Below are 23,062 nucleotides of genomic sequence, written 5' to 3'. Positions count from 1 at the left end.
TCAGGCCCCCAGCCGCCGCACCTGCTCGGCCGGGTCGATCTTCTTGTCGCCGATGTCCTTCATGAAGGCGTCGAGCTTCTGCTTCTGCTCGGCGGTGCCGCCGCACAGCCTGACGGTCGGGTACGGGTCCTTGCCGACCGTCCACACCTTCTCCACGCCCATCGCCAGCCTGCCGTCGGCGAACTGCTTGAGCGCCTCGGTGAAGTAGTCGCCGGGACTGAAGATGACCGACACGTCGAACTTCGGGGCGGTGGAGGCGCACCGGTCGGTGCCCGGAGTGAGCGTGATCAGCTTCTTGGTGTTGGCGAGCGCGGTCGCCGCGTCCGTGGAGCCGCCCAGGTAGGGGTAGACGACCTGGGTGCCCTGGTCGATCTGCGCCTGCACCGCCTCCTTGGCCTTGGCCGAGTCGTTCAGGTCGCCGGTGTAGGTGGTGGTGACGGTCGCGTCCGGCAGCACGGTGCGGATGCCCGCCTTGAACGCCTTGGCCGCCGCCTCGGTGAAGTCGGCCTGCGCGCCGGTGACGAACGCGGCCTTGGTCGCGCCGCGCGACTGCATGAGGATCCCGGCGGCGTACCCGGCGGTCAGGATGCTCTGGTTCGGGTCGTCGGTCGACAGCATGATCTTGGGGGTCTGCTGGATGTTGCCGGACGTGGGCACGTACCAGGCGGTCTTGGCGCAGGCGGCCTCCTCGGAGGCGGGGATGGCGTCCTTGAGCTCGGACGCGCCGAGCGCCACCATGTCGACCTTCTGCTGGCACAGCGCGCGGGCCGCGTTCAGCGCCTCGGTGGTCGGGACGCTGCCCCGCTTGATGACCGTCCACCCCTTGGACTTGGCGAACGCGTCGGCGCCGTCCACGAAGCTCTGGTAGTAGCCCTTGTCGTTGATGTCGCCGGGGCTGAGCACGCCGATGACGACCTTGCCGTCGCCGTTGAGGTCGGGCTCTCCGGGCGGGACGGTGCCGCCGCCCGCGGCGGTGGCGCCGCCGGTGCTCTTGTCGGCGGTGACGTCGGATTCGGCGCACGCGGCCAGGGACAGCATCGCGGTACAGGCGAGCGCCGCGCCCGCGAGCCGTGCCGCTCTACGGTGTTCCACCACGGGGATCCTTTCGGTCGGGCGGGGAGGGAGGACGGGGAGGGGAGGGGACGGCGGCGACCACCGGCCAGCGGTGCGGGATCCGCAGGCCGGCGCGGCGCAGCAGTCCGGCGGACAGCCGGGCCGCCTCGTGGCGGAGGGCGTGGACGTCGACGGTGGTGACCTCACGGTCGCGCACGACGACCTTCCCGTCGACCACCACGTCGCGGACGGTGTGCGTGGGTGCGCCCCACACCAGGTGGGTGGCCAGGTCGCCCGGCGGCGTCCAGGCGGGGCCGCGGGCGTCGAGGACGACCAGGTCGGCGGCCTTGCCGACCTCCAGCGACCCGGCCGTGCCGCCGAGGCCGGCCGCCTCGGCGCCGCGGCGGGTGGCGAGCGCGAACGCCTCGTCGGCGCGGATCGGCCACGTGCCCCGGTCGTTCTCCAGTCCGGCCAGCAACGCGGCGGCGCGCAGGACGTCGGGTGCGTCGGCGGCGTTGTGGGAGTCGCAGCCGAGCGCGACGCGGCCACCGCGCCGTACCAGTTCGCCGTGCCGCCCGGCGCGCGTGTAGCCCTGGCGCAGCCGCAGGTAGGCGGCGGGGCAGGACGCGACGGCGGTGCGGGTGGCGAGCACGGCCTCGACTTCGGCGTCGTCCAGCCACACCGCGTGGCCGAGCAGCAGCCGGGGGCCGAGCACGCCGAGCCCGCGCAGGTGGACGAGGGGACGTTCGCCGGTGCGCCGCAGGTAGGACTCGGCGTCGCCGGGGCCGGGCGACATGTGCCAGGTGACGCCGACGCCGAGGCGTTCGGCCAGCTCGGCGGCGCCGGTGAACAGCTCGTCGCTCACCAGGTCGTGCCCGACGAGTGCGACCCAGCCGGTCACCGGGCCGTCCGCGGGCAGCGCCCGGACGATGTCCTCCTGCCGGGCGAGGGCCTCGGCGGCGGGCAGCGTGTGGGGGACGCCGGGCGCGTCCCAGCCCCAGCCGCCGACGCGTCCGCGGATCCCCGTCCTGAGGAACGCGGCGGCGACCCGTTCGGGGTGGGCGACGGTGCCCGCGTCGAGCACGGTGGTGACGCCCCGGGTGAGGCAGTCGACGGCGGTCAGGGTGGCCGCCAGCTCGTCGTCGTCGCCGGTGACCCGCGCGTGCAGCGGCACCGCCCAGTCGAAGATGGCCTGCCGGGAGTCCAGGTCGTCGGGGATGATGCTGCGGATCAGCGGGTCGACGGTGCTGTGCTGGTGCGCGTTCACCAGCCCGGGGATGACGACGCATCCGCGCGCGTCGATCTCCGCCTGCGCCGGGTGGTGTGCGCGCACGTCGTCGTCGGCTCCGAGGGCGACGATCCGGCCGTTGGCGACCGCGATCGTCGCGTCGGTGACGACCCGCCGGTCCTCGGCCATCGTCACCACCGTCCCGCCCGCGACCAGCAGCTCGGCGGCGGTCACGGGCGGACCAGCACTTTGCCGACGGTGGCGCGGGACTCGGCGGCGGCGAACGCGGCGGGCAGGTCGGTCAGGTCGTACTCGGCGGCGAGCGGGACGCGCAGTCCGCCCGCGAAGAAGGCGTCGAGCATCGCGGCGAAGTCGGCCTCGGTGTAGGCGCCCGAGCCCAGCAGCCGCAGCCCCCGGTGGTAGATCTCCGAGAGGGAGAAGGTGACCTGGTCGCCGCCGGTGTTGCCGAACATCACCAGGCGGCCGCCGGTGCGCAGGCAGTCGATGGACGCGCGCCAGGTCGCGGCGCCCACGTGGTCGAGGGCGACGTCGGCGCCGCGTCCGTCGGTGAAGCGCCGTACGGCGGCGGCCACGTCGGCGTCGTTGCGCACGGTCACGTCGGCGCCCAGGTCGGCGGCGAGGGTCAGCTTGGCGTCGCTGCCCGCGACCGCCACGACGTGCGCGCCGGCGCGTTTGGCCAGTTGCAAGGCGGCGATGCTCACCGCGCTCGCGGCGGCCTGCACCACGACGACGTCCCCGGCGGACACCTCGCCGACGCCGAACGTGGCGCGCCAGGCGGTGCTCCACGCGGACGGCAGGGCGGCGGCGTCGGCCAACCCCACGTGGCCGGGGACGCGGTGGACGACGCGGGCGGGCACCGCCACGTACTCGGCGAAGCCGCCCGCGACGTTGCCGCCGACGACGCGCAGCGCCGGGCAGTGTCCGGGCCGGCCGGCGCGGCAGGACGGGCAGTCGCCGCAGCCGAGCGTCGGGTCGATGACCACGCGGTCGCCGGGGGCGTGGCCGCGCACCCGGTCGCCGACGGCGGCGACGTGCCCGGCGACGTCCATCCCGGCGATGTGCGGGAGGCGGAAGCCCGGCAGCACGGCCGGGCCGCGCCGCTGCAGGATGTCGAGCCGGTTGAGGGCGCAGGTCCGCACCCTGACCACCACGTCGCCCGGTCCCGGTTCGGGGTCGGGGACCTGCCGCGGCGTGACCACCTCGGGGCCGCCGAACCCGGTCTGCACCAGCGCTCTCACCGTGCCTCCGACCGCTCGGGTCTCATCTCGCATTGCGAACCACCGACTCACAATGTGAGGCAACTGTGAACCGCGCGCCGGGCCCCTGTCAACACCCCGGGGGAAACTGGCCGCACCGGCAACCCGCAGGTAACAGCAGTTGAGCGCAGGTCACGCGGATGGGTCAGCGGTCGAGCAGGCGGACGGCGACGGCCTTCTCCTGGGTGTACTCGCGCAGCGCCCCGTACCCGCCGCCACGGCTGAAGCCGCTGTCCTTCTGCATGTTGAAGGGGAAGCCGATGACGCCCGCGTCGTGGAACTGGTTGACCGCGACCTGCCCGGCGCGCGCCTGCCCCGCGACGTGCAGCGCCCGCGACACGTCGTTCGTCCACACGCAGGCCAGCAGCCCGAAGTCGGTGGCGTTCATCAGCTCGACCGCCTCGCGCGTGCCCGAGAAGCCCTGCACGGCCAGCACCGGGCCGAACACCTCCTCGCGGACGATCCGCATGTCCGGCGACACCTTGTCGAAAGCGGTCGGCTGGACGAACAGGCCGTTCGGGGTCAGCTCGGCCGGCCCGCCGCCGGTCACCACGCGCGCACCCTCGCGTTTCGCGTCGTCCAGGAAGCCGAGCACGCGCCGGTACTGGGGCTCGTTCACCAGCGGCCCCATGTCGAGGTCCTGGTCCCAGCAGCCGAGGCGGACGGCGCGCATGCCCTCGGCGACGCGCTCCACCACCTCGTCCCGGATCGCCTCCTCGACCAGCAGCCGCGAGCCCGCGTAGCAGTTCTGCCCGGCGTTCTCGGTGATGGACTGGACGATGGCGGGGATCGCGGTGTCCAGGTCGGCGTCGGCGAACACCACGTTCGGCGACTTGCCGCCGAGTTCCAGCTTGACGGGGACGAGGTTGGCCGACGCGGCGCGCATCACCGCGCGGCCGGTGGCGGTCGAGCCCACGAAGCTGATGTGGTCGACGTCCGGGTGCGCGGTCAGCGCGGCGCCGGCGTCCGCGCCGAGCCCGGTGACGACGTTGAGCACGCCCGGCGGGAAACCGGCCTCGCGCGCCAGCCCGGCCAGCGCCAGCGGGGCGAGCGGCGCGACCTCGGACGGCTTGAGCACGACGGTGTTCCCGGCGGCGAGCGCGGGCGCGACGTTCGCGGCGGTCAGCACGGCCGGGACGTTCCACGGGATCACGGCCGCGCACACCCCGTACGGCTCGGGGACGGTGTAGCCGAGGTAGCCGGGCGTGCGGGTGGGCAGCGTGACGCCCGTGAGCTTGTCGGCGGCGCCGGCGAAGTACTCGATGATGCCGCGCGCGATGAAGATGTTCGTCCGGCCGCCCGACAGCGGCTTGCCGACGTCCTGCGCCTCGTAGCGGGCGAGGTCCTCGACGTACTGGCCGACCAGCCGCGCCCAGCGGGCCAGCAGGGCGCCGCGTTCGGACGGCGAGGTGGCGGCCCAGGCCGGGAAGGCGCGGCGGGCGGCGGCCACGGCGTCGCCGACGTCGGCGCCCGTGCCGAGGGCGACCGGCTGGATGGTCTGCCCGGTGGCCGGGTCGAGAACCGGCAGTTCGCCCTTGTCGCGGGCCGGTGTCCACTCCCCGTCCATGAGCAGCCGGGAGACCGGAATTTCGAGTTCGGACATACCGGAAATCCTTGACCGGCAATATCCCACATGTCAAGATGCCATATCTCTTTGTGAAATTACTCGGGAGGGCGCATGCGCGTCACCGCCGCCGTTCTCCACTCCCCCGGCGGGCCCTTCGCCCTACGGGACGTGGAACTGCACGGCCCCCGTCCCGACGAGGTCCTGGTCCGCGTGACCAGCGTGGGGATCTGCGCCACCGACCTGGAATTCGCGACATTCTTCGGCACTCCCGCCGTGCTCGGCCACGAGGGCGCGGGCGTCGTGGAAGAGGTCGGCGAACGGGTCACCTCCGTCTCCCCCGGCGACCACGTCGCGATGACGTTCCACTCCTGCGGGCGATGCCGCCAGTGCCTGACCGGCGCGCCCGCCTACTGCGCGCACTTCGACGCGGTCAACTTCAGCGGCCGCCGCCCCGACGGTTCGTCGGCCGTGTCGCTGGACGGCACCGAGATCAACTCGCATTTCCTGGGGCAGTCCTCGTTCGCCGACCACGTGGTGGCGCCCGCCCGCGCGGTGGTGCCGATCGGCAAGGACGTGGACCTGACCGTCGCCGGGCCGTTCGGCTGCGGCTTCCAGACCGGCGCGGGCGCGGTGCTCAACGTGCTGCGTCCCGGTCCCGGGTCCTCGCTGGCGGTGTTCGGCGCGGGCGCGGTCGGGGCCGCCTCCGTCGCCGCCGCCGTGCTCAGCGGCTGCTCGGTCGTCGCGGCGGTGGACCTCAACCCGGCCCGGCTGGACACCGCCACCGCGCTCGGCGCCACCCACGCCGTCCCGGCCGGTGACGGCGCCGCCGACGCGCTGCGGTCCATCGCCCCGGACGGCTTCGACTTCGCCATCGACACCACGGGCCGCGCGGACGTGCTGCGCACCGCCGTCGAGGCGCTCGCCCCGCTCGGCCGGTGCGGGGTGGTCGGCGTCGGCCCGAGCCCGGAGATGAGCTTCGACTGGCGCAGCGTCCTGAACGGCCGCACCGTCACCGGCATCATCGCGGGCGGCTCGATGCCCCAGGTCTTCCTGCCAAAGCTGCTCGACCTGCACGCCGCCGGGCGCTTCCCCGTCGACCGGCTCGTCACCCGCTTCCCGTTCGACCGGTTCGACGAGGCCGTGGACGCGGCGCGGCACGGCACGGTCGGCAAGGCCGTCCTGACCTTCTGAGACACCCGGTGGCGCGGCCGGGGAACACCGCGCGCACGCACTGCGCATCGGGAGTCAGCGCAATGACACAGGGACATTTCGACCACCACTCGGCCGAGTGCACCGCCGATCCCGTCGCCTACTACGCGGCGTTCCGCGACCGCTGCCCGGTCGGCCGCACGCCGGCGCACGGGGGCTTCGTCTACACGACGCGGTACGCCGACGTCGTCCGCGTCGCCCGGGACGACGCGACGTTCTCGTCCACGCGCGAGGCCACGGGCGTGGACGGCGTCGCCATCGTCATCCCGAGCGGACCGGGCCTGGCGCAGTACCCGATCGAGCTGGACCCGCCCGCGTCGGCCCCGTACCGCGACCTGATCAACCCGCTGCTCACCCCGGACGCGGTGGACGGCCTCCGCCCGATGATCGCCCGGCACGTCACCCGCGTCATCGACGCGTTCGTCGAGCAGGGCTCGGCCGACTTCGTCCGCGACCTGACCAACCCGGTGCCCGCCGCCGTCACCCTGGACTGGCTCGGGTTCCCCGAGGAGGACTGGGCCAGGCTCGTCGGCCCGATCCACGACATCTTCGCCGCACCCCCGGACAGCGAACGCGCGCAACGCGGCGCACGCGGCCTCGCCTACATGGAGCGGCGCATCCGCGAACTGGTGCGCGCGCGCCGCGCGGAACCGAAGGACGACGCCGTGGGGGTGCTGGCCGCCGCGCGCCGTCCGGACGACGGCGAGCCGTTCGCCGAGGACGAGCTGGTCTCCGTCATCGGGCTGCTGATCGCGGGCGGCGTCGACACCACCACCTCGCTCACCGGGTCGGTGCTGGTGCACCTGAGCCGCCACCCGGACCAGCGGCGGCGGCTGACCGAGTCGCCCGACCTGCTGGAGACGGCGACCGAGGAGTTCCTGCGGGCGTTCGCGCCGTCCCAGTCCATGGCCCGCACCGCGCTCACCGACGCCGAGATCGGCGGCTGCCCGGTGCGCGCCGGGGAGCGCGTGCTGATCCCGTGGGTGGCCGCCAACCACGACCCGGCCGTCTTCCCCGACCCCGAGCGGGTGCGGCTCGACCGCGACGCGTCCCGGCACCTCAGCTTCGGCATCGGCACGCACCGCTGCGCGGGCGCCCACCTGGCCCGCGCCATGTTCCGCGAGATGATCACACAGGTGCTGACCCGGCTGCCGGACTTCCGCGTGCTGGAGGACGGCCTGATCGGCTACCCGACCAGCGGCAACCAGACCGGCTGGGACGCGATCCCGGCCGTGTTCACGCCCGGCGTGCGCGCCGGGTCGGCGGCCGTCGCCCCGGCGCCCGCGCTCGGCACGACGTTCGACATGGTCGTGACCTCGGTCGAACGCGCCGCCGACGACGTCGTCGCGCTCACCCTCGCCCACCCCGGCGGCGCCGAGCCGCCCGCGTGGCGTCCCGGCGCGCACCTGGAGTTCCGGCTGCCGTCCGGGCGCGTCCGGCAGTACTCGCTGTGCGGCGACCCGGCCGACCGCGCGCACTACCGCGTCGCGGTGCTGCGCGAGACCGGCGGCCGCGGTGGCTCGGAGGAACTGCACGCGCTCGCCGCGCCCGGCGTGACGCTGCGCGTGCGCGGCCCCCGCAACCACTTCCCGCTCGTGGCCGCCGACGACTACCTGTTCCTGGCGGGCGGCATCGGCGTCACGCCGATCCTGGCCATGGTGCGGGAGGCCGTCTCCCGCAACGCGGACCTGCGCGTGGTGTACGGCGGACGGACGCGCACGTCGATGGCGTTCCGCGACGAACTCGCCGCGCTCGCGGGCGACCGGCTGCGGCTCGTCCCGCAGGACGAGCAGGGCGTCCCCGACCTGCGCGCGGTCCTGGCCGGTGTCGGGCCGGGCACCGCCGTGTACTGCTGCGGGCCGGCCGGCATGATCGCCGCCGCCGAACGCGCCTGCGCCGGCCTGGGCCTGTCCGACCGGCTGCACGTCGAGCGCTTCACCGGCGACGACGTGCCCGAGGTGCCGTTCGACCCGTCCCGCAACACAGAGTTCGAGGTGCACCTGGCGCGCACGGGCCGCACGCTGCGGGTGCCCGCCGACCGCCGGCTCATCGAGGTCGTCCGGGAGGCCGTGCCGGGCCTGTCGTACGACTGTGAGAAGGGGTACTGCGGCGCCTGCGAGACGCGCGTGCTGGGCGGCGAGCCCGAGCACCGCGACTCGCTGCTCACACCGGAGGAACGCGCGGCGGGCCGGACGATGATGATCTGCGTCGGCCGGTGCGCCTCGTCTCGCCTGGTGCTCGACCTCTGACGACGCGGCCACCTGACCGGGTTCGGATCACTGCGGGTCGCGGGGGCGGCGTCCCTCCTCGTCCAGCACCGGATGCTCGACCAGCGCCAGCACCCTGCTCGCCATGAACCGCGCCGTCCGGACCGGCCCTCCGGTCCGGGTCACCTCGCTGACCTCCACCACCCCGCGCCGGTTGCTGATCTCCACCCGGCGGCCGGCGCGGGTGGCGACGACCTCGTACGTCCGCGTCCCCTCCCCGCCGACGTCGATCACGATCTCGACCCTGTCGCCCTTCATGCGCGCCCTCCGGTTCGAACGTGTATTCGATATATACCCGGACGAAACACGCACAACCCTTGCCGGAGGCGCTCAGGCCAGCAGGTTCACGATGGCCAGGACGCCCACGGCGACGATCACCCCGCGCAGCACCGCCGGCGGGATCCGCCGCCCCAGCTTGGCGCCCAGCAGCCCGCCCAGCGACGAGCCCAGCGCGATCAGCAGCACCGCCCACCAGCTCACGTCGGTGGCCCCGACCGCCCACATCAGCACGAACAGCAGCGCGGCCGTGGCGTTGACCACCGTCGCCAGCACGTTCTTGGTGGCGTTCAGGGACTGCAGATCATCGTCCAGCGCGATGGCCAGCATCGCGATCAGGATGACGCCCTGCGCCGCGCCGAAGTAGCCGCCGTACATGCCCGCGCCCAGCACGCCCAGCCACAGCCAGGCGCCGCCGTGCGACGAATGCTCCTCGCGCCGCGCCAGCGTCCACTTCTGCAACCTCGGCTGGACGATCACCAGCACGACCGCGATCCCGATCAGACCCGGTACGATGATCTTGAACGCCTCGGCGGGCAGGGTGAGCAGCAGCAGCGCGCCCGCCAGCCCCCCGACCAGCGACGCCGCCCCCAGCCGCAGCAGCCGCTCGCGCTGCCCCTTCAGCTCGTGCCGGTACCCGTAGACGCCGGACGCGTTGCCCGGCACCAGGCCGAGGTTGTTGGACACGTTCGCCACCACCGGCGGATACCCGAGCGCCACCAGGGTGGGGAACGTCAACAGGGAGCCCGACCCGACGATGGTGTTGATGCCCCCTGCGGCGACCCCCGCTGCGAAGACGGCGGCCGCGTCCAGAATGTTCACGTTCGTCCCCACCCATTTCGGCGCGTCGCTAATCGCCCCACGATGGTAGGGATCGCCGGTTCACCGTCCGTGCACGGGGGTGGCGCTAGCGCACCGTCCGCGCGTACCAGCGCCCGTCGCGCCGCTCCACCGTCAGCGGAAGGCCGAAGCAGTCCGACAGGTGCTCGGGGGTGAACACCTCGTCCACCTTGCCCTGCGCCACGGCCTCGCCCGTGCGCAGCAGCAGTGCGTGGGTGAAGCCCTCCGGGACCTCCTCCACGTGATGGGTGACCAGCACCATCGTGGGGGCGCCGGGATCGTCGGCGAGACGCCCGAGCCGGTCGACCAGATCCTCACGGGCGCCGAGGTCGAGCCCGGCGGCGGGCTCGTCCAGCAGCAGCAGCTCGGGGTCGGGCATCAGGGCGCGGGCGATCTGCACCCGCTTGCGCTCGCCCTCCGACAGCGTGCCGAACCTGCGGCGGAGCAGGTCGGCGCACCCCAGCGCCTCCAGCAGCGCCACGGCCCGCGTCACGTCGGTGGAGTCGTACTCCTCCCGCCAGCGCCCCAGGATCGCGTACGAGCCGGTCAGCACCACGTCGATGACGCTCTCGTCCGGCGGCACCTTCTCCGCCACCGCCGCGCTGGCGATGCCGATCCGCGGCCGCAGCTCGAACACGTCGGTACGGCCCAGCTCCTCGCCCAGCACCCGCACCGCACCCGTCGTCGGATACAGCAGCGCCGCGGCGACCTGCAGAAGCGTCGTCTTCCCCGCGCCGTTGGGACCGACGACCACCCACCGTTCGTCCTCGTTCACCGTCCACGACAGCTCGCGCAGCAGGTCGGCACCCTCCCGCCGGACCCCCACCGCGCGCAGGTGCAGTACCTCGTCGGTCATCGCCTGCCCGTATCCCACAACTCGCTCCGTCCGTCGGAATGAACCTATGCGATTTCCCACCACCCCGGGAGCAGCACGCCCACCGCTCCCACGTCCCGTGACGAACACCGCAACTCAGACGAATCACCCACCGCAGGCGTCCGCTCACAACGCACCCGCACGTGTGAGCGCCCGCTCAGGGGGAGGCGGGGCTCCACCCTGAGCGAGCGCTGCGTCGGGTGTGGTCGTCGGCCCAGGTCAGCCGGCGGTCTCCAGGTCGCGCGCCTGGTGCAGCCAGCCGGTGAACAGCTCTTCGTCGATGTCGTCCAGGGTGCGGAGCTTGACCGCGGCCATGGTGCGGCTGCCGGACTCCAGACGGCCGGACGGGTCGGTGACCTCCCGGCCCCGCCACAGCCCGAAGGTGACGTGCGCGGAGTAGGCCTTGACCAGGCAGACCGGGGACCGGCCGGGCTTGTCCCCCAGGCTCCACACCGGGTGACCGTGCCAGACCGCACCGGCGCCGGGCAGGACCTTCTCGATGAGCGGCAGGAGCCTGTCGGCGATCTCGCGCTGCGCCTCGGGCAGGGAGGCGACGTACTGCTCGACAGTGGCGAACTTGGCCATGGCGATGTCCTCTCGTCTTGGGTGGTGGCGTTCGGGGAGATGCGGGTCGGGGGGCGTCACAGGCCGCGGCGGCAGCGGGCGGCGAGTCTGCTGCGGCGGCTGGGACGCGGCCAGGAGGCACGGCTGGAGTTCCTTCGCGCCGCGTCCCTCACCGGCAACGCCGCCGAGCGGGCTTTCCTGCGCCGCCGCGCGGAGGAGATCGCCGGCACCGGCCCGCCGGGCCCCACCCTCGGGCAGACCGTCACGCGGTTCCTGGAGCGCGATGATCTGGACGCCCAGACCCTGCGCTCCTACGCCCAGACGCTGCGGCGCCTGTGCCGGGCCCTGGGCGAGCAGACGCCGCTGCCGTCCGTCACCGCCGACCAGGTCGCTGGACCGTGCTGTCCCTGAACGTGGAGGACCTGGACCTGGAGGACCGCCGGGCCCGGGCGGACGGCCGGTGGGTGACCTGGCGCTCGCGGACGGCCCGGCTCCTGCCCGACCTGCCGGCCGGCCGCACCCGGGGCCCGGTGTTCCTCTCCGACCGCCGTCCCGCCGCGTCCCGCACACCGGCACCGGCCGACCTGTGCCCGCGGACGGGCCGTCGCCGCCTGTCCTACGAACGCGCCGAATACCTGTTCAAACAGGCCACGAGAACCCTCGACCGCAGGGCGGCGGCTACACCCTGACGGCCGTCCGCGGCGACTGACCGGGTCTCCTCCGAGGTCGCCCCGGTTGGGCCTTGTGGATCTTGGCCGCTTGCTCTACAACTCGTAGTACTACACAGCGTCGTGGAGGTGCGGGATGCGGGTGCTCATCGTGGGGGCGGGGATCGGCGGGCTGGCGGCGGCTCGGGCGCTGCTCGCCGACGGCCATGAGGTGACGGTGCTGGAAAGCGCACCCGAGCTGCGCGCGGCCGGCGGCGCCATCACCCTGTGGGGCGGCGGGCCCACCGTCCTGGCCGACCTCGGCGTCGACCTCGACGGAGTGGGCCAGCGCCTCACCGCCATCGAGGCGCGAACCGCGGCCGGTCACGTGGTGTCGGAGGTCTCGACGGTTGAGCTCGGGGCGCTGGTCATCCCGCGCGGCTCGCTGGTGGTGCGGCTGGCCCGGGGCCTGCCAGACGGCACGATCCGGTTCGGCAGCCGCTTCGGCCGCTTCAAGGACGACGGCTCCGAGGTGCGGGTCTGGACGCAGGACGGCGCCGTCCACACCGGGGACCTGCTCATCGGCGCGGACGGCGTGCGTTCCCGAGTCCGCGCCGCGCTGTGGGGCGACAACGAGCCGCCGTGCACAGGCGTGGCCAGCTACCAGGGCCTGATCCCCGCCCCGGTCGACCTGGGCACACGCGGCATCATGATGGTCGGCCGGGCCGGCGACGTCGGGCTCAGCCCCGCCGGTGACGGCCTGGCGCAATGGCTGATCGACCTCCCGTGGCCACCGCCCAAGCCCCACGGCAAGCCCTTGGAGATGCTGAGGCGGCGGTACGGGGACTGGGCCTCCCCCGTCCCCGAACTGCTCGACGCGCTGTCCGGGGTCGACCTGAAGGCGTGGCCCCACCACCGGCTCAAGATACGGCGCAGCTGGGGGAAGGGCCGGTGCACGCTGCTGGGCGACGCGGCACACGGAATGCCCCCGATCCTCGCACTGGGCGCGAACCAGGTGCTGGAGGACGTCTGGGTGCTGTCGCGCTCCCTGACCGCCGCCGCCCCGGAGACGGCACTGCGGACCTACGAACGCGACCGCCGCAGGCGGGCCGCGCGGGCCTCGCTGTTCGCCACCCAGGCCGTGGCCTTCACCGGCCCACGGACCTTGTTCCAGAGCGAACGATCAATGCGCATGGCCCCGGCGTCGTCCCGGCTGTCGACCCGCGCCGTCACCGCCCTCCACCGCAGCGTCAGCAACCGGCTGCAAGTACAGGGATGACGCAGAACCCCTAGAAGGGGAAGTGGATGTAGTTGTCCGGGTCGTTGCGACTGATCGTGCGCTCGCTGTAGGCCTCGCGCTTGCTCTTGTTGTACTCCTCGACCACGATCTTCGAGCCGTCGACCCTGGCCACATAGGCCACGTGGCCGAACCTGCCGTCGTTCCACACGGCGATATTGCCGACCTTCGGCGTGCGGTCCACCTTCAGCCTGACCTTTTTGGCGGCGTCGTCCCAGGTCTTGGCGTCTCCCCAGTTGACCCCCTTGTAGTTGTTGTGGAACTTCAGCTTGAGCCGGTCGTTGATCCGCCATGCCGCGAAGGAGGTGCACTGACCGGCCCAGAAATTGTAGGGATCGACCTTACCGATGCGCTTCTTGTACGGGTAGTCGTCCGTGATCTTACGGTTACAGGGTTTCGTGCACGCGGCGCTCTGCTCCACGGAAGTGCCGGCGGTCTGCACGGATTCGCGGGAAACCGACGAGGGAGCGGCGGACGCGGCGACCGGAGGAAGGCCGGCGGTCGCCGCGACGGCGACGGCCGCCACGATCATCAAACGCATGGTGCTCTCCTGGAAAATCGGGGGGTGTATGGGACACCGCATTCGGGGGCCCGTCAAGTGATCACGCTAGCCGCCGCCGAGGAGTCGTCGAGCAGCGGGGGGCTCGGCGTGCCGGGGGCGCGGCCGTGAATTCACGGGCGGTTTCCGGTGGCCGCCTTGTTGCCGGCGCGGCGGGCGAACCACGGCACGATCACGGCGACCACCGGCGCCACGCACAGCATGACCTTGAAGCCGCCCGTGTAGCCGTTCACAAAGCCGTCGACCCCGAAGACCGACAAGGCCAGCAACGCGCCCACGGCTACGCCGAAGGAAGGCCACCAGTGCCAACTCGCCATGGCCCGCATGACGAACAGCACTGACCCGAAGAACGCCAGCAGGAAGAACCCGCCCATGGCCGCGAGAAAATCAGCCGTCGCCTCGGCAGGCACCCCGCACACAGTATTCCCGCGCGAGTTCACGCGGTAGTCGCATCCCGAGTCGATACCCCCGACCAGGCCCCAGACCACCAGGAACATGCCACCCGTCAAGGCGATCGCGAAGACGCACTCGGCGAGGAAGACCAGCCGTTCTCTGCTCGGCGACGCTTCCCGTGCGGGCATCCGGGCGTTGTCACCGTTGGCGGGCGACCGCGGCATGGCCCCTCCTCGTCCGGAACGTGGGCGCGGGTGAAGCCGCCGGCAGGCGATGGCTCGGCGTACGCCCGCGATCTCATGGTCCTGGGACGTACCACCGTCCATGCTCGTTCCGCCGCCGGGCGCGCGAGGCGCTGAGCATCCGCGCGAGCGCGCTGGGTCAGCGCGCCGCCCCGTCGGCCCGAGCCCGCCCGGGTCGCCGGATCGAGAACCTAGGCGAATTCGAGCACTTATGGTGGTCTGCATGTATGCAGGGGCTCGGCGGGGCGCGATGAACGGGCTTGGAGGCGTGGCGACCGCGCTGGTCGCCTGGGGCAACGCGTGGCTGACCGGGCACGTCGGCCTGGACGAGGCGGTCGACGCGGTGGAGAAGACGGCCGGGCCGCAGATCGTCGGCGGCGGCGTGCCCGGCACCGGCGGCGCCGAGCGGGATCTGCCCCTGCGGGCCGGGCTGGGCGAACTGCGCGTCGCGGGCCTGGCGGCGCTGCGGGTCGCGCTGCCCGCGCCGGGCGACCCGCTGGGGCTGACCGGCCCGCCCGACTTCAACCGGGCGGCGCTGGACGCCCGGGCCGCCGTCATCGCCGTGCTGCCGGACCGCGCGGTGGGCCTGATCCCGGCCGAGGACCGGCGCGGCTCGTCCTACGTCGGGGTGCGGTGGCAGGCGCGGGACGCGGCGACCGGCACGCCCGACGTCCCGTCGCTGGCCGAGGCCGACCGGCAGTTGCTGCTGGCGATGCGGGACGCGACGGAGGTGCTGCTGACGGTGGACGACGCCGCGTCCGGCACCGTCCCGCCCGAGATCGCCGACGCGCTGGCCGACCTGCGCGAGCCGGGGCCGGACGACCATCCGCTGGCCCCGGGCTACCCGCAGCGCGCGCACCGGGTGGCGGCGCTGGCCGGGCGGCTGTCGCTGGTGGTCGACCTGGCGCGGCGCCTGGACGACCGCGGGCTGACCGCCGAGCAGATGCGGCGGCGCGGCGAGGCGCTGCGCATGCTCGACCGGGCGGTCCGCCGCGCCATGGTGGCCGCCTGCAACAGCTCTTTCGACCCCGTCCCCTGAACGGGCCCTTGACCGGCCCTGAACGCCCCTGAACAGGCGAACGGGGCACCCGCGGTGGCGGATGCCCCGTCGTGGAGGGAAGGCGTCAGCTGCGCACGACGTAGGTGCTGCAGATCTTGTCGCCGAAGGTCTGGCGCTTCTCGTCCCACAGCGGCCACAGGAAGCCCAGGTAGCAGACCCAGCCGTCGATGGTGCCGTGGCACAGCTGCCGCAGGAACGCCCAGCCGAAGCCGACCGGCTGGCCCGTCTGCGCGCTGACCAGCTTGATGCCCATCTGGCGCTTGCCGATGGTCTGGCCGGTGGTGCCCTCCTGGTAGCACAGCCACATGGCGGCCGCGAACGCCGCCACGTACCCGAGCAGGATGAGCAGGAAGCCGAGGACCGCGGCGGCGTCCCCGGCGGCGCCGAGGATCGCGCCCAGCAGGTACAGCACACCCAGCGGCACACCGATGATCAGCGCGTCGATCAGCCGGGCGGCGAACCGGGAGCCCCAGGTGGCGAGCTGGCCGCTGGAGCCGTAGTAGTGGTGGTGCACCTCCTGGTAGCCGGGCTGGCCGGCGGCCGGAGGCTGCCCGTACCCGGCGGGCTGCGCGGCGGGCTGGCCGTAACCCGGCTGCGCGGCCGGCTGGGCGTAACCCGGCTGGGCCGGGGGCTGCTGCCCGTAGCCGGGCTGGGCGGGGGGCTGCTGCCCGTAGCCGGGCTGCGCGGGCGGCTGGCCGTACCCGGGCTGGGCCGGGGGCTGACCGTAGCCTGGCTGCTGACCGTAGCCCGGCTGCTGACCGTACGGGTCGTAGGGGTTACCCACACTTGCTCCTTATTGATTGACCCTGTGGTTATGTGACGCCCGCCGGACTCGGAGGGCTCCGCAAGTCTGGCGACGTTCCTGACGGCGACTCAGACCCGCAGGAGACCGAACCGGGCGAGTTGCCACAGCTCCGACCCCACGAGGGCGATCCCGAGCACCCAGGTGCGAGTGCTCGGCGCGAGCGCCCACCACCGGCGCCCGAGTCCCAGCGGCGCGAGGGCGAGTCCGGCCGCGCCCGTGAGCGCCACCGGGTTCGCCAGCAGCGCCGCGACCGGGCGGCCCGAACCCAGCTCGATGAACACGGTCGTGCCACCGCACAGGGGACAGGGGATTCCGGTGAGCGCCCGGAGGGGGCAGAGCACGCCGGGATCGTTGACACGGTGGATCCACGCCACGCCGACGGCCGCGACGGCCATCGCCGAGACGCGCAGCACCACCCCGCGTGGGCCGTACCGCGCCGCGGCGAGAATCCGGCCGACCAGGCCACCAAGCGCACCTCGCTGTGCACCGGCAGCCGTCGCCTCGGACTCTCCCCCCAACGAATCCTCCGCCTCGATGACTGGTCCGGTGACCCGTATACAGGGAACACCCCGAGGCCGGTCAAGACGCGACAACGATCCGCAGCCGGACCGTTACCTCAATCGTGACCGATGCCGCCCCGGATGAAAGGGTAGGACAAACCAGTCACCACACGCCCCAACTTTCTCCTGAAGCTCGTTCGGTTCTGGTATGCGGACGCCACACCCGAACGCCTCAGGACCGCGTCGCGAGCCCTGACGACCCGGCGCGCGAAGAGAGCAACCTCACACAGGCGAAGGCGGCGGGACGGCGACTAATCCCGCAGGTCACTGCACCAATCACATGAACACGGCGCCCAGCGCGAACAGAACGCCGGGTGAACGAGAGGCGTCGCCGAACCCGACCGGCACGGCGCCTCCAACGGCCCTCCGTGGGCGCGTGCCAGCGAGACGGAACGTCCAAAAAAGAATTCACAAGGCCGGCGGGCGCAAGACATACGGGCGCTCAACGCGACGCACGTGGGCGAGGAATGACGACGAGCGCGGCGCGTCCGGGCAGGCGGTGGGCCTGGGGGCGCCCACCGGAACGGCAGGACGGAACGCGGGGTGTTCGGACGGCCGCCCGGCAGGGTGGTCGGGCAGCCGCGCATGGACGGCCGCGGGTGCGGCCCTCGGTCGACGGCCGGGTCAGGCGTGGGCGGCCGCGCCGACGGTGAGGGGTCCGTGCTGCTCCTCGGTGACGTGGTCGATCTCGACGACGTCGGCGATCACGGCGGTGATGTTGTCCGGGCCGCCGCCCTCGCGGGCCAGCCGGACCAGCGCCTCGATGGCCCGGCCGGGCTCGGGCTCGGCCGTCAGCACCTCGTAGATCGTCTGCGGGTCGACCACGTTGCTCAGCCCGTCCGAGCACAGCAGGTAGCGGTCGCCCAGCCGGGACTCGCGCAGCTGCAGGTCGGGCTCGCGGTCCTCCCGGCCGTCCAGCACCCGGTACAGCACGTGCGCCAGCCGGGACGACTCGGCCTGGTCGGGGGAGCCGCCCTGCTGCTCGGCCTCGGCCTTGAGCAGCTCCTCCATGGTGTGGTCCTTGGTGATCTGGAACAGCTCGCCGTCGCGCAGCAGGTAGCCGCGCGAGTCGCCGATGTGGGCCAGCGCCACCGTCTGCCCCTGCCAGAGCATGGCGGTCAGCGTGGTGCCCATGCGGCTGAGGTCGGGCCGCTCCTCGCGCACGATCCGCAGCTTCTCGTTGGCCTCGGCGACCGCCCGGCCCAGCGCCTCGACAAGATCGTCAATATGGGCGTCGGTGTCCAGCGAGCGCAGCGAGCCGATGACGGTGGAGCTGGCCACCTCGCCGCCGGCATAGCCGCCCATGCCGTCGGCGACCGCGATCAACCGCGCGCCGGCGTACCCGGAGTCCTCGTTGTTCTCCCGGCTGCACCCGATGTCGCTGCCTGCTGCGTACTTGATTATTGCGTCCATACTGATATTTCGATGACGATCCTGTCAGAGGAGTTGTATCAGCCGCCGGCCTCTTCCCCGGCCGCACCGGGGGAGTCGATGCCGTGCCGGACGGCGTAGAGCGCCGCCTGCGTCCGATCCTGCACTCCCAGTTTCATGAGCAGATTACTGACGTGCGTCTTGACCGTCTTCTCGGAGACCATGAGCGCGCGGGCGATCTCCCGGTTGGACCTGCCCCGCGCGATCTGCACCAGCACCTCCCGTTCCCGTTCGGTCAGCGCGGCGCGGCCGCGCTCTGCGTCCGCGGCGGGCCCGGCGTGCGGCGCCGGCCCCGGCCGCGATGTCCGGCCCGCGAGCACCGCCTCGGCGGCGTCGGGCGCGAACAGGACGTGCCCGTCGTGCACCGCTCTGATCGCCTGGACGAGCGCCCGCGGATCGACATCCTTGTAGAGATACCCAGCCGCCCCCGCCTGTACAGCCGGGAGGACGTGTTCGCGTTCGGTGACGCTCGTCAGCACCAGCACCCGGGCCGTCACCCCACGGGCGCGCAGCTCGGTCAGCGCCGCCAGTCCGCCGGCACCGGGCATCTTCAGGTCCAGCAGCACGATATCGGGCCGCAGCGTCTCGGCCAGCCGCACCGCCGCCGCGCCGTCCCCGGCCTCCCCGACGACCTCGATGTCGTCCTGGACGCCCAGGAAGGTGCGCAGCCCCTGCCGGACCACCGGGTGGTCGTCGGCGATCAGCACCCTGATCACGGCGCCCCCCGCTCACCGCGCCCCGGCTCGTCGCGCCCCGCGCATGGCACGCTCCCAGTGTCGCTCGTCACGTCCGTCGTCACAGTCGTTCTATCCCGCCCGGCGGGCCGCACGCTCGGCTTCGGGCGAACGGCCGCGCGGATGGTGTCCGCCGACGTTCTCACAGCGGCACCTCCAGGCGCACGACCGTGCCCGTCCCGGGCGCGGCGTCGATGGTGAGCGTGCCGCCGATCGAGCACGCCCGGTCGCGCATGGAGGCCAGGCCGAGCCCGCCGTGCGGCTCGCCGCCGCCGCTCTTGGCGGACGCGGCGCCGGGGTCGAAGCCGGTGCCGTCGTCGGCGACCTCCAGCACGACGCCGCCGTCCAGCGCGCCGAGCCGGACCCGCACGGTGCGGGCGGAGGCGTGGCGCAGCGCGTTGTGGAGGGCCTCCTGCGCGATGCGGAACACGACGGCCTCGTGCTCCTCGGGCAGCACGACGGCGCCGTCCACGGTGAGGCGCACGTCGGTGTCGTAGGCGCGGTCGAGGACCTCCACGTGCTTGCGCAGCGAGGCGGCCAGGCCGTCGGCCAGGTCGGCGGGCCGCAGCTCGAAGATCACCGCGCGCAGCTCGGCGAGCGCGTCGGCGGCCAGCCGCTCCACCTCGGCCAGCTCGCGGACGGTGCGGGCGGGGTCGCGTTCGGCCAGCGCGGCGGCGGCCTGCGCGGTCAGCCGCAGCGAGAACAGCTTCTGGGCGACCGCGTCGTGCAGTTCCCGGGCGAGCCGGTTGCGTTCGGCGACGACGGTCAGCTCGCGGTTGTGCTCGTAGAGCCGCGCGTTGGCCATGGCGATGGCGGCGTGCGCGGCGAACAGGGTGAGCAGGTCCTCGTCGGCCCGGGTGAACCCGCCGGGGCGGCGCCTGTTGGCCAGGAACAGGATGCCGAGCACGTCGTCGCCGTCGCGGATGGGGACGCCGAGGAAGTCCTTGAGCACCGGGTGGGCGGCGGGCCAGCCCTCGAACTCCGGCTCGCGGCGGATGTCGGCCAGCCGCTTGGGCTCGTTGTCGCGCAGCATCGCGGCGAGCATGCCGTGCTGGCGGGGCAGCGGGCCGATCTTCTCCCACCGCTCGTCGGACACGCCCTCGACGACGAACTCGGCGAACGAGCCCCGGTCGTCGGGCACGCCCAGGGCGGCGTAGCGGGCGTCCAGCAGCTGCGCCGCGGCCCGCACGATCACCTGCAGCACCTCGTGCACGGACAGGTGCCGGGTGACGGCGAGCACGGCGGAGCTGACCGCGTGCAGGGTCGCGCCCGGGTCCCCGCAGTCCCGCTGCCCGCCGTCCATCCGCCGTCCGCTCCGCTTCCCGTCCGACGCCCGTCCGTCCGCGGCCGTGTCGCCGCCCACGTGAAGACCGTACTCTCTGACCTGGCGGTCCCGAATCGGCCTGTGCGCCCAATGACCTAGGACCATGTGCGCAGGCCGCACCGGACCCGGCGGCCGATGTGCCGGGCGCCGCCGCGTCCCTACCGTCGGGGCATGACGCGCGAGACGGCACTCATCACCGGGGCCTCCCGGGGGCTCGGCCGGGCGCTGGCCGGCGAGCTCGCCCGGGACGGCTGGAACCTGATCATCGACGCGCGCGGCGGCGACGCCCTCGCCGCCGCGGCCACGGAGCTGTCCGGGCTCGGCGCCGGGACGGTCGCCGCGATCGCCGGCGACGTCGGCGACGCCGCGCACCGGGCCGCGCTGGCCCGCGCCGCCGCCGCGGCGGGCGGGCTCGACCTGCTGGTCAACAACGCGAGCGTGCTGGGCACCGTGCCGCTGCCGCGGCTGGCCGACCAGCCGCTGGACGACCTGGCCGAGGCGTTCCGGATCAACACGCTGGCGCCGCTGGCGCTGATCCAGGCCGTGCTGCCGGCGCTGCGCGAACGGCGCGGCGCGGTGCTGAACGTCACCTCGGACGCGGCCGTCGAGGGATACCCGACGTGGGGCGGCTACGGCAGCACCAAGGCCGCGCTGGAGCAGTTGTCGAACGTGCTGGCCGCCGAGGAGCCCGGCATCGCGGTGTGGTGGGTGGACCCCGGCGAGATGCGCACCGGCATGCTGCGCGACGCGGGCGAGGACGTCTCGTCCGCCGCCCCGCCGGAGGATGTGGCGGCGGCCCTGCGCCGCCTGGTCGGGGACCGTCCCGGGAGCGGCCGCCTCCGCGCAGCCGACCTGATGCCCGCGGTGGACGGACGCACGCGATGACCACGACCGTCGATCCCGGCGGCGCGACCACGCCCGACGTCGCGACGGCCCCCGTGGCCGGGCGGCCCGAGCGGCTGCTGGGCGGCCGGTACCGGACGCCGACGCTCGGCATCGTCCTCGTCGTCACGTTGATGGCGTTCGAGCAGATGGCGGTCGGGACGGTCATGCCCATGACGGCGCGGGAGCTGGACGGCCTGTCGCTGTACGCGTGGGCGTTCAGCGGCACGTTGATCGCCAGTGTGTTCGCGATCGTGCTGGCGGGCGGGTGGTCCGACCGTTCCGGCCCGGTGCGTCCGCTCATGGTGGGGCTGGTGACGTTCGTGACCGGGCTCGCCGTCGCCGGGTCCGCCACGGCGATGTGGGTGTTCGTCCTCGGACGCGCCGTCCAGGGGGTCGGCAGCGGCCTGGCGATGGTCCCGCTGTACGTGCTGATCGCCCGCGTGTACCCCGAGTCGCTGCGGCCCCGGGTGTTCGCGGCGCTGTCGGCCGCCTGGGTGCTGCCGTCCCTGCTGGGCCCGGCGCTGGGCGGGGCGGTCGCCGAGCACGCGGGGTGGCGCTGGGTGTTCCTCGGCATGATCCCGCTGGTCGTCCCGCCCGTGATCATGCTGGTGCCCGCGCTGCGCGACGTGCGCCCGTCCCCCGGTACGGCGCCGTCCAACCGCAATCCCTGTCCGTCGGCAGCCTCAGCGTGCTGCTGCTGGAGCTGTCGCCCGAGGAGGAGCAGGGCGTCAACTCCTCGTCGCTGCAGATCGCCGACACGCTCGGCTCGTCCCTGGTGGTCGGCCTGGCGGGGGCGCTGGTGACCGGGTTCGGCGCCGACCGGCTCCGGCCGGGGCTGGCGGTGGCCGGGGCGCTGGTCGCCGCGATCGCCGCGCTGGGCGTGCTCGCCGCGCTCCGTCTCACACCCCCGAAGGAGGCCGGGTGATGTCGGTCCTGGACTTCACGCTTCCGGCGGCGCTGGAGGCGCACGAACCGCCCGAGGCCCGCGGCCGGGCCCGCGACGGCGTGCGGCTGCTGGTGGGCCGCCGCTCCACCGGAGAGATCGGCCACCACCGGTTCCGCGAGCTGCCCGGCCTGCTCGGCCCCGGCGACCTGCTCGTGGTCAACACCTCGGCGACGCTGCCCGCCGCCGTGCGGCTGGACAAGCTCGCCGTGCACTTCTCCACACCGCTGCCGGGCGACGATGATCTGTGGCTCGTCGAGCTGCGGCGGCGTTCGGGGAAGGCGAGCGTCCCGTACGGCGGCGGCAGCCCGGGCGAATGGATCCCGATGCCGGGCGGCGCCACGCTGACGCTCGTCCGGCGGCACACCGGCCGGCTGTGGGCGGCCCGGCTGAGCACCGACGTCGTCCCGTACCTGCGCCGCCACGGGGTGCCCATCCGGTACGGCTACGTGCGCCGCGACTGGCCCACCGCCGCGTACCAGACCGTGTTCGCCCACGACCGCGACGACGGAGGCGCGGAGATGCCCAGCGCGGCCCGCCCGTTCACCGCGGAACTGGTGACCGCGCTCGTGTCCCGTGGGGTGCTCCTGGCGCCGCTCACCCTCCACACGGGGGTGGCCTCACCGGAGGCACACGAACCCCCGTACGCCGAACGCTACGAGGTGCCCGAGGCGACCGCCGCCCTGGTCGAGCACGTACGCGCCCAGGGCGGACGTGTCATCGCCGTCGGGACGACCGTCGTGCGCGCCCTGGAGACGGCCGTGGACGCCCATGGCCGGGTCCGGCCTTCCCGAGGCTGGACCGAGCACGTCGTGACCCCGGAGGGCGGCGTACGGGCCGTGGACGGGCTCCTCACCGGCCTCCACGAACCCAGGTCGTCCCACCTGATGATGCTCACCGCGATCGCCGGACCCGGCCTCCTGGCCGCCGCCTACCGGGCCGCTCTCGACAACGGCTATCTGTGGCACGAGTTCGGGGACGTGCACCTCATCCTCCCCTGAGACACCGGCGCCCCCGGAAGGGTGTC

Annotated in this window: 25 protein-coding genes; 10 read left to right on the top strand and 15 right to left on the bottom strand. The window is 73.5% G+C overall.

Annotated elements, in window-relative coordinates:
- From ABZ801_RS03460 to ABZ801_RS03445, 4 genes are all read right to left on the bottom strand, one after another.
- Positions 1-1,092, bottom strand: a complete 1,092-nt coding sequence (locus tag ABZ801_RS03460) for a BMP family ABC transporter substrate-binding protein (RefSeq protein WP_360692146.1) — start codon at positions 1,090-1,092, stop codon at positions 1-3.
- On the bottom strand, positions 1,079-2,515 hold the full coding sequence (locus ABZ801_RS03455) for an amidohydrolase family protein (protein WP_360692143.1): 1,437 nt from the start codon (positions 2,513-2,515) through the stop codon (positions 1,079-1,081). The genes ABZ801_RS03460 and ABZ801_RS03455 overlap by 14 nt, the downstream gene beginning before the upstream one ends.
- On the bottom strand, positions 2,512-3,540 hold the full coding sequence (locus ABZ801_RS03450; RefSeq protein ID WP_360692140.1) for a zinc-binding dehydrogenase: 1,029 nt from the start codon (positions 3,538-3,540) through the stop codon (positions 2,512-2,514). Before ABZ801_RS03450 ends, ABZ801_RS03455 begins: the two co-directional genes overlap by 4 nt.
- A 163-nt stretch (positions 3,541-3,703) precedes the next feature.
- Positions 3,704-5,161: an aldehyde dehydrogenase family protein gene (locus ABZ801_RS03445; RefSeq protein WP_360692137.1), complete on the bottom strand. Its 1,458-nt coding sequence runs from the start codon at positions 5,159-5,161 to the stop codon at positions 3,704-3,706.
- A 75-nt stretch (positions 5,162-5,236) separates the two neighbouring features.
- Between ABZ801_RS03445 and ABZ801_RS03440 the strand changes: the two genes are divergently transcribed.
- Complete coding sequence (locus tag ABZ801_RS03440) at positions 5,237-6,316, top strand: NAD(P)-dependent alcohol dehydrogenase (protein WP_360692134.1); 1,080 nt, start codon at positions 5,237-5,239, stop codon at positions 6,314-6,316.
- Positions 6,317-6,378: 62 nt separating this feature from the next.
- On the top strand, positions 6,379-8,583 hold the full coding sequence (locus tag ABZ801_RS03435) for a cytochrome P450 (protein ID WP_360692132.1): 2,205 nt from the start codon (positions 6,379-6,381) through the stop codon (positions 8,581-8,583).
- Between the two features lie 27 nt (positions 8,584-8,610).
- Here the strand turns inward: ABZ801_RS03435 and ABZ801_RS03430 are convergent, their stop codons facing one another.
- From ABZ801_RS03430 to ABZ801_RS03415, 4 genes are all read right to left on the bottom strand, one after another.
- Entirely contained in the window at positions 8,611-8,859 is a 249-nt protein-coding gene (locus ABZ801_RS03430) for a hypothetical protein (protein ID WP_344952919.1), read from the bottom strand.
- A gap of 72 nt (positions 8,860-8,931) precedes the next feature.
- Positions 8,932-9,699: a sulfite exporter TauE/SafE family protein gene (locus ABZ801_RS03425; protein WP_344952918.1), complete on the bottom strand. Its 768-nt coding sequence runs from the start codon at positions 9,697-9,699 to the stop codon at positions 8,932-8,934.
- 85 nt (positions 9,700-9,784) lie between these two features.
- Positions 9,785-10,573 carry an ABC transporter ATP-binding protein gene (locus ABZ801_RS03420; RefSeq protein ID WP_360692128.1) on the bottom strand — a complete coding sequence of 263 codons (789 nt, stop codon included), beginning with the start codon at positions 10,571-10,573 and terminating at the stop codon, positions 9,785-9,787.
- 237 nt (positions 10,574-10,810) lie between these two features.
- On the bottom strand, positions 10,811-11,176 hold the full coding sequence (locus ABZ801_RS03415) for a DUF1801 domain-containing protein (protein ID WP_360692125.1): 366 nt from the start codon (positions 11,174-11,176) through the stop codon (positions 10,811-10,813).
- A 24-nt stretch (positions 11,177-11,200) separates the two neighbouring features.
- Between ABZ801_RS03415 and ABZ801_RS03410 the strand changes: the two genes are divergently transcribed.
- The 3 genes from ABZ801_RS03410 to ABZ801_RS03400 all read left to right on the top strand — a co-directional run bounded on the left by ABZ801_RS03410 (position 11,201) and on the right by ABZ801_RS03400 (position 13,081).
- On the top strand, positions 11,201-11,566 hold the full coding sequence (locus ABZ801_RS03410; protein WP_360692122.1) for a hypothetical protein: 366 nt from the start codon (positions 11,201-11,203) through the stop codon (positions 11,564-11,566).
- A complete protein-coding gene (locus tag ABZ801_RS03405) occupies positions 11,554-11,844 on the top strand; it encodes a hypothetical protein (RefSeq protein WP_360692119.1) in 291 nt (96 codons plus the stop codon). Before ABZ801_RS03410 ends, ABZ801_RS03405 begins: the two co-directional genes overlap by 13 nt.
- Positions 11,845-11,959: 115 nt before the next feature.
- Positions 11,960-13,081, top strand: coding sequence for an NAD(P)/FAD-dependent oxidoreductase (locus ABZ801_RS03400; protein WP_360692116.1), 1,122 nt, complete (start codon positions 11,960-11,962; stop codon positions 13,079-13,081).
- A 10-nt stretch (positions 13,082-13,091) separates the two neighbouring features.
- Here the strand turns inward: ABZ801_RS03400 and ABZ801_RS03395 are convergent, their stop codons facing one another.
- Positions 13,092-13,640 carry a CHAP domain-containing protein gene (locus tag ABZ801_RS03395; RefSeq protein ID WP_360692113.1) on the bottom strand — a complete coding sequence of 183 codons (549 nt, stop codon included), beginning with the start codon at positions 13,638-13,640 and terminating at the stop codon, positions 13,092-13,094.
- A gap of 131 nt (positions 13,641-13,771) precedes the next feature.
- Positions 13,772-14,275: a hypothetical protein gene (locus ABZ801_RS03390; protein ID WP_360692110.1), complete on the bottom strand. Its 504-nt coding sequence runs from the start codon at positions 14,273-14,275 to the stop codon at positions 13,772-13,774.
- A 241-nt stretch (positions 14,276-14,516) separates the two neighbouring features.
- On the opposite strand from ABZ801_RS03390, the gene ABZ801_RS03385 reads away from it, so the two are divergent.
- Positions 14,517-15,332 (top strand): hypothetical protein, encoded by an 816-nt coding sequence (locus tag ABZ801_RS03385; RefSeq protein ID WP_360692107.1) that lies wholly within the window; start codon positions 14,517-14,519, stop codon positions 15,330-15,332.
- An 85-nt stretch (positions 15,333-15,417) separates the two neighbouring features.
- Here the strand turns inward: ABZ801_RS03385 and ABZ801_RS03380 are convergent, their stop codons facing one another.
- The 5 genes from ABZ801_RS03380 to ABZ801_RS03360 all read right to left on the bottom strand — a co-directional run bounded on the left by ABZ801_RS03380 (position 15,418) and on the right by ABZ801_RS03360 (position 20,246).
- Positions 15,418-16,137: an RDD family protein gene (locus ABZ801_RS03380; RefSeq protein ID WP_360692104.1), complete on the bottom strand. Its 720-nt coding sequence runs from the start codon at positions 16,135-16,137 to the stop codon at positions 15,418-15,420.
- An 89-nt stretch (positions 16,138-16,226) separates the two neighbouring features.
- A complete protein-coding gene (locus tag ABZ801_RS03375; RefSeq protein ID WP_360692101.1) occupies positions 16,227-16,676 on the bottom strand; it encodes a DUF2752 domain-containing protein in 450 nt (149 codons plus the stop codon).
- A 666-nt stretch (positions 16,677-17,342) separates the two neighbouring features.
- Complete coding sequence (locus ABZ801_RS03370; protein ID WP_344952898.1) at positions 17,343-18,131, bottom strand: protein phosphatase 2C domain-containing protein; 789 nt, start codon at positions 18,129-18,131, stop codon at positions 17,343-17,345.
- 38 nt (positions 18,132-18,169) lie between these two features.
- A complete protein-coding gene (locus ABZ801_RS03365; RefSeq protein WP_344952896.1) occupies positions 18,170-18,865 on the bottom strand; it encodes a response regulator transcription factor in 696 nt (231 codons plus the stop codon).
- 160 nt (positions 18,866-19,025) lie between these two features.
- A complete protein-coding gene (locus ABZ801_RS03360) occupies positions 19,026-20,246 on the bottom strand; it encodes a GAF domain-containing sensor histidine kinase (protein ID WP_360692097.1) in 1,221 nt (406 codons plus the stop codon).
- Between the two features lie 132 nt (positions 20,247-20,378).
- On the opposite strand from ABZ801_RS03360, the gene ABZ801_RS03355 reads away from it, so the two are divergent.
- The 4 genes from ABZ801_RS03355 to ABZ801_RS03340 are packed head-to-tail and all read left to right on the top strand — an operon-like array spanning position 20,379 to position 23,036.
- Positions 20,379-21,092, top strand: coding sequence for an SDR family oxidoreductase (locus ABZ801_RS03355; RefSeq protein WP_360692094.1), 714 nt, complete (start codon positions 20,379-20,381; stop codon positions 21,090-21,092).
- A complete protein-coding gene (locus ABZ801_RS03350) occupies positions 21,089-21,895 on the top strand; it encodes an MFS transporter (RefSeq protein ID WP_360692091.1) in 807 nt (268 codons plus the stop codon). Before ABZ801_RS03355 ends, ABZ801_RS03350 begins: the two co-directional genes overlap by 4 nt.
- The gene (locus tag ABZ801_RS03345; RefSeq protein WP_360692088.1) at positions 21,781-22,017 is read left to right on the top strand and encodes a hypothetical protein; all 237 of its coding nucleotides are present in this window, start codon (positions 21,781-21,783) and stop codon (positions 22,015-22,017) included. Before ABZ801_RS03350 ends, ABZ801_RS03345 begins: the two co-directional genes overlap by 115 nt.
- Positions 22,017-23,036, top strand: coding sequence for an S-adenosylmethionine:tRNA ribosyltransferase-isomerase (locus tag ABZ801_RS03340; RefSeq protein ID WP_360692085.1), 1,020 nt, complete (start codon positions 22,017-22,019; stop codon positions 23,034-23,036). The genes ABZ801_RS03345 and ABZ801_RS03340 overlap by 1 nt, the downstream gene beginning before the upstream one ends.
- Positions 23,037-23,062 lie beyond the last annotated feature (26 nt).

Source organism: Actinomadura sp. NPDC047616 (assembly GCF_040642915.1).
In the GTDB taxonomy this organism is placed as follows: Bacteria; Actinomycetota; Actinomycetes; order Streptosporangiales; family Streptosporangiaceae; genus Spirillospora; species Spirillospora miaoliensis.
The sequence above is the reverse complement of the archived record's forward strand: the minus strand, read 5'-3'. Positions and strand labels throughout refer to the sequence as shown.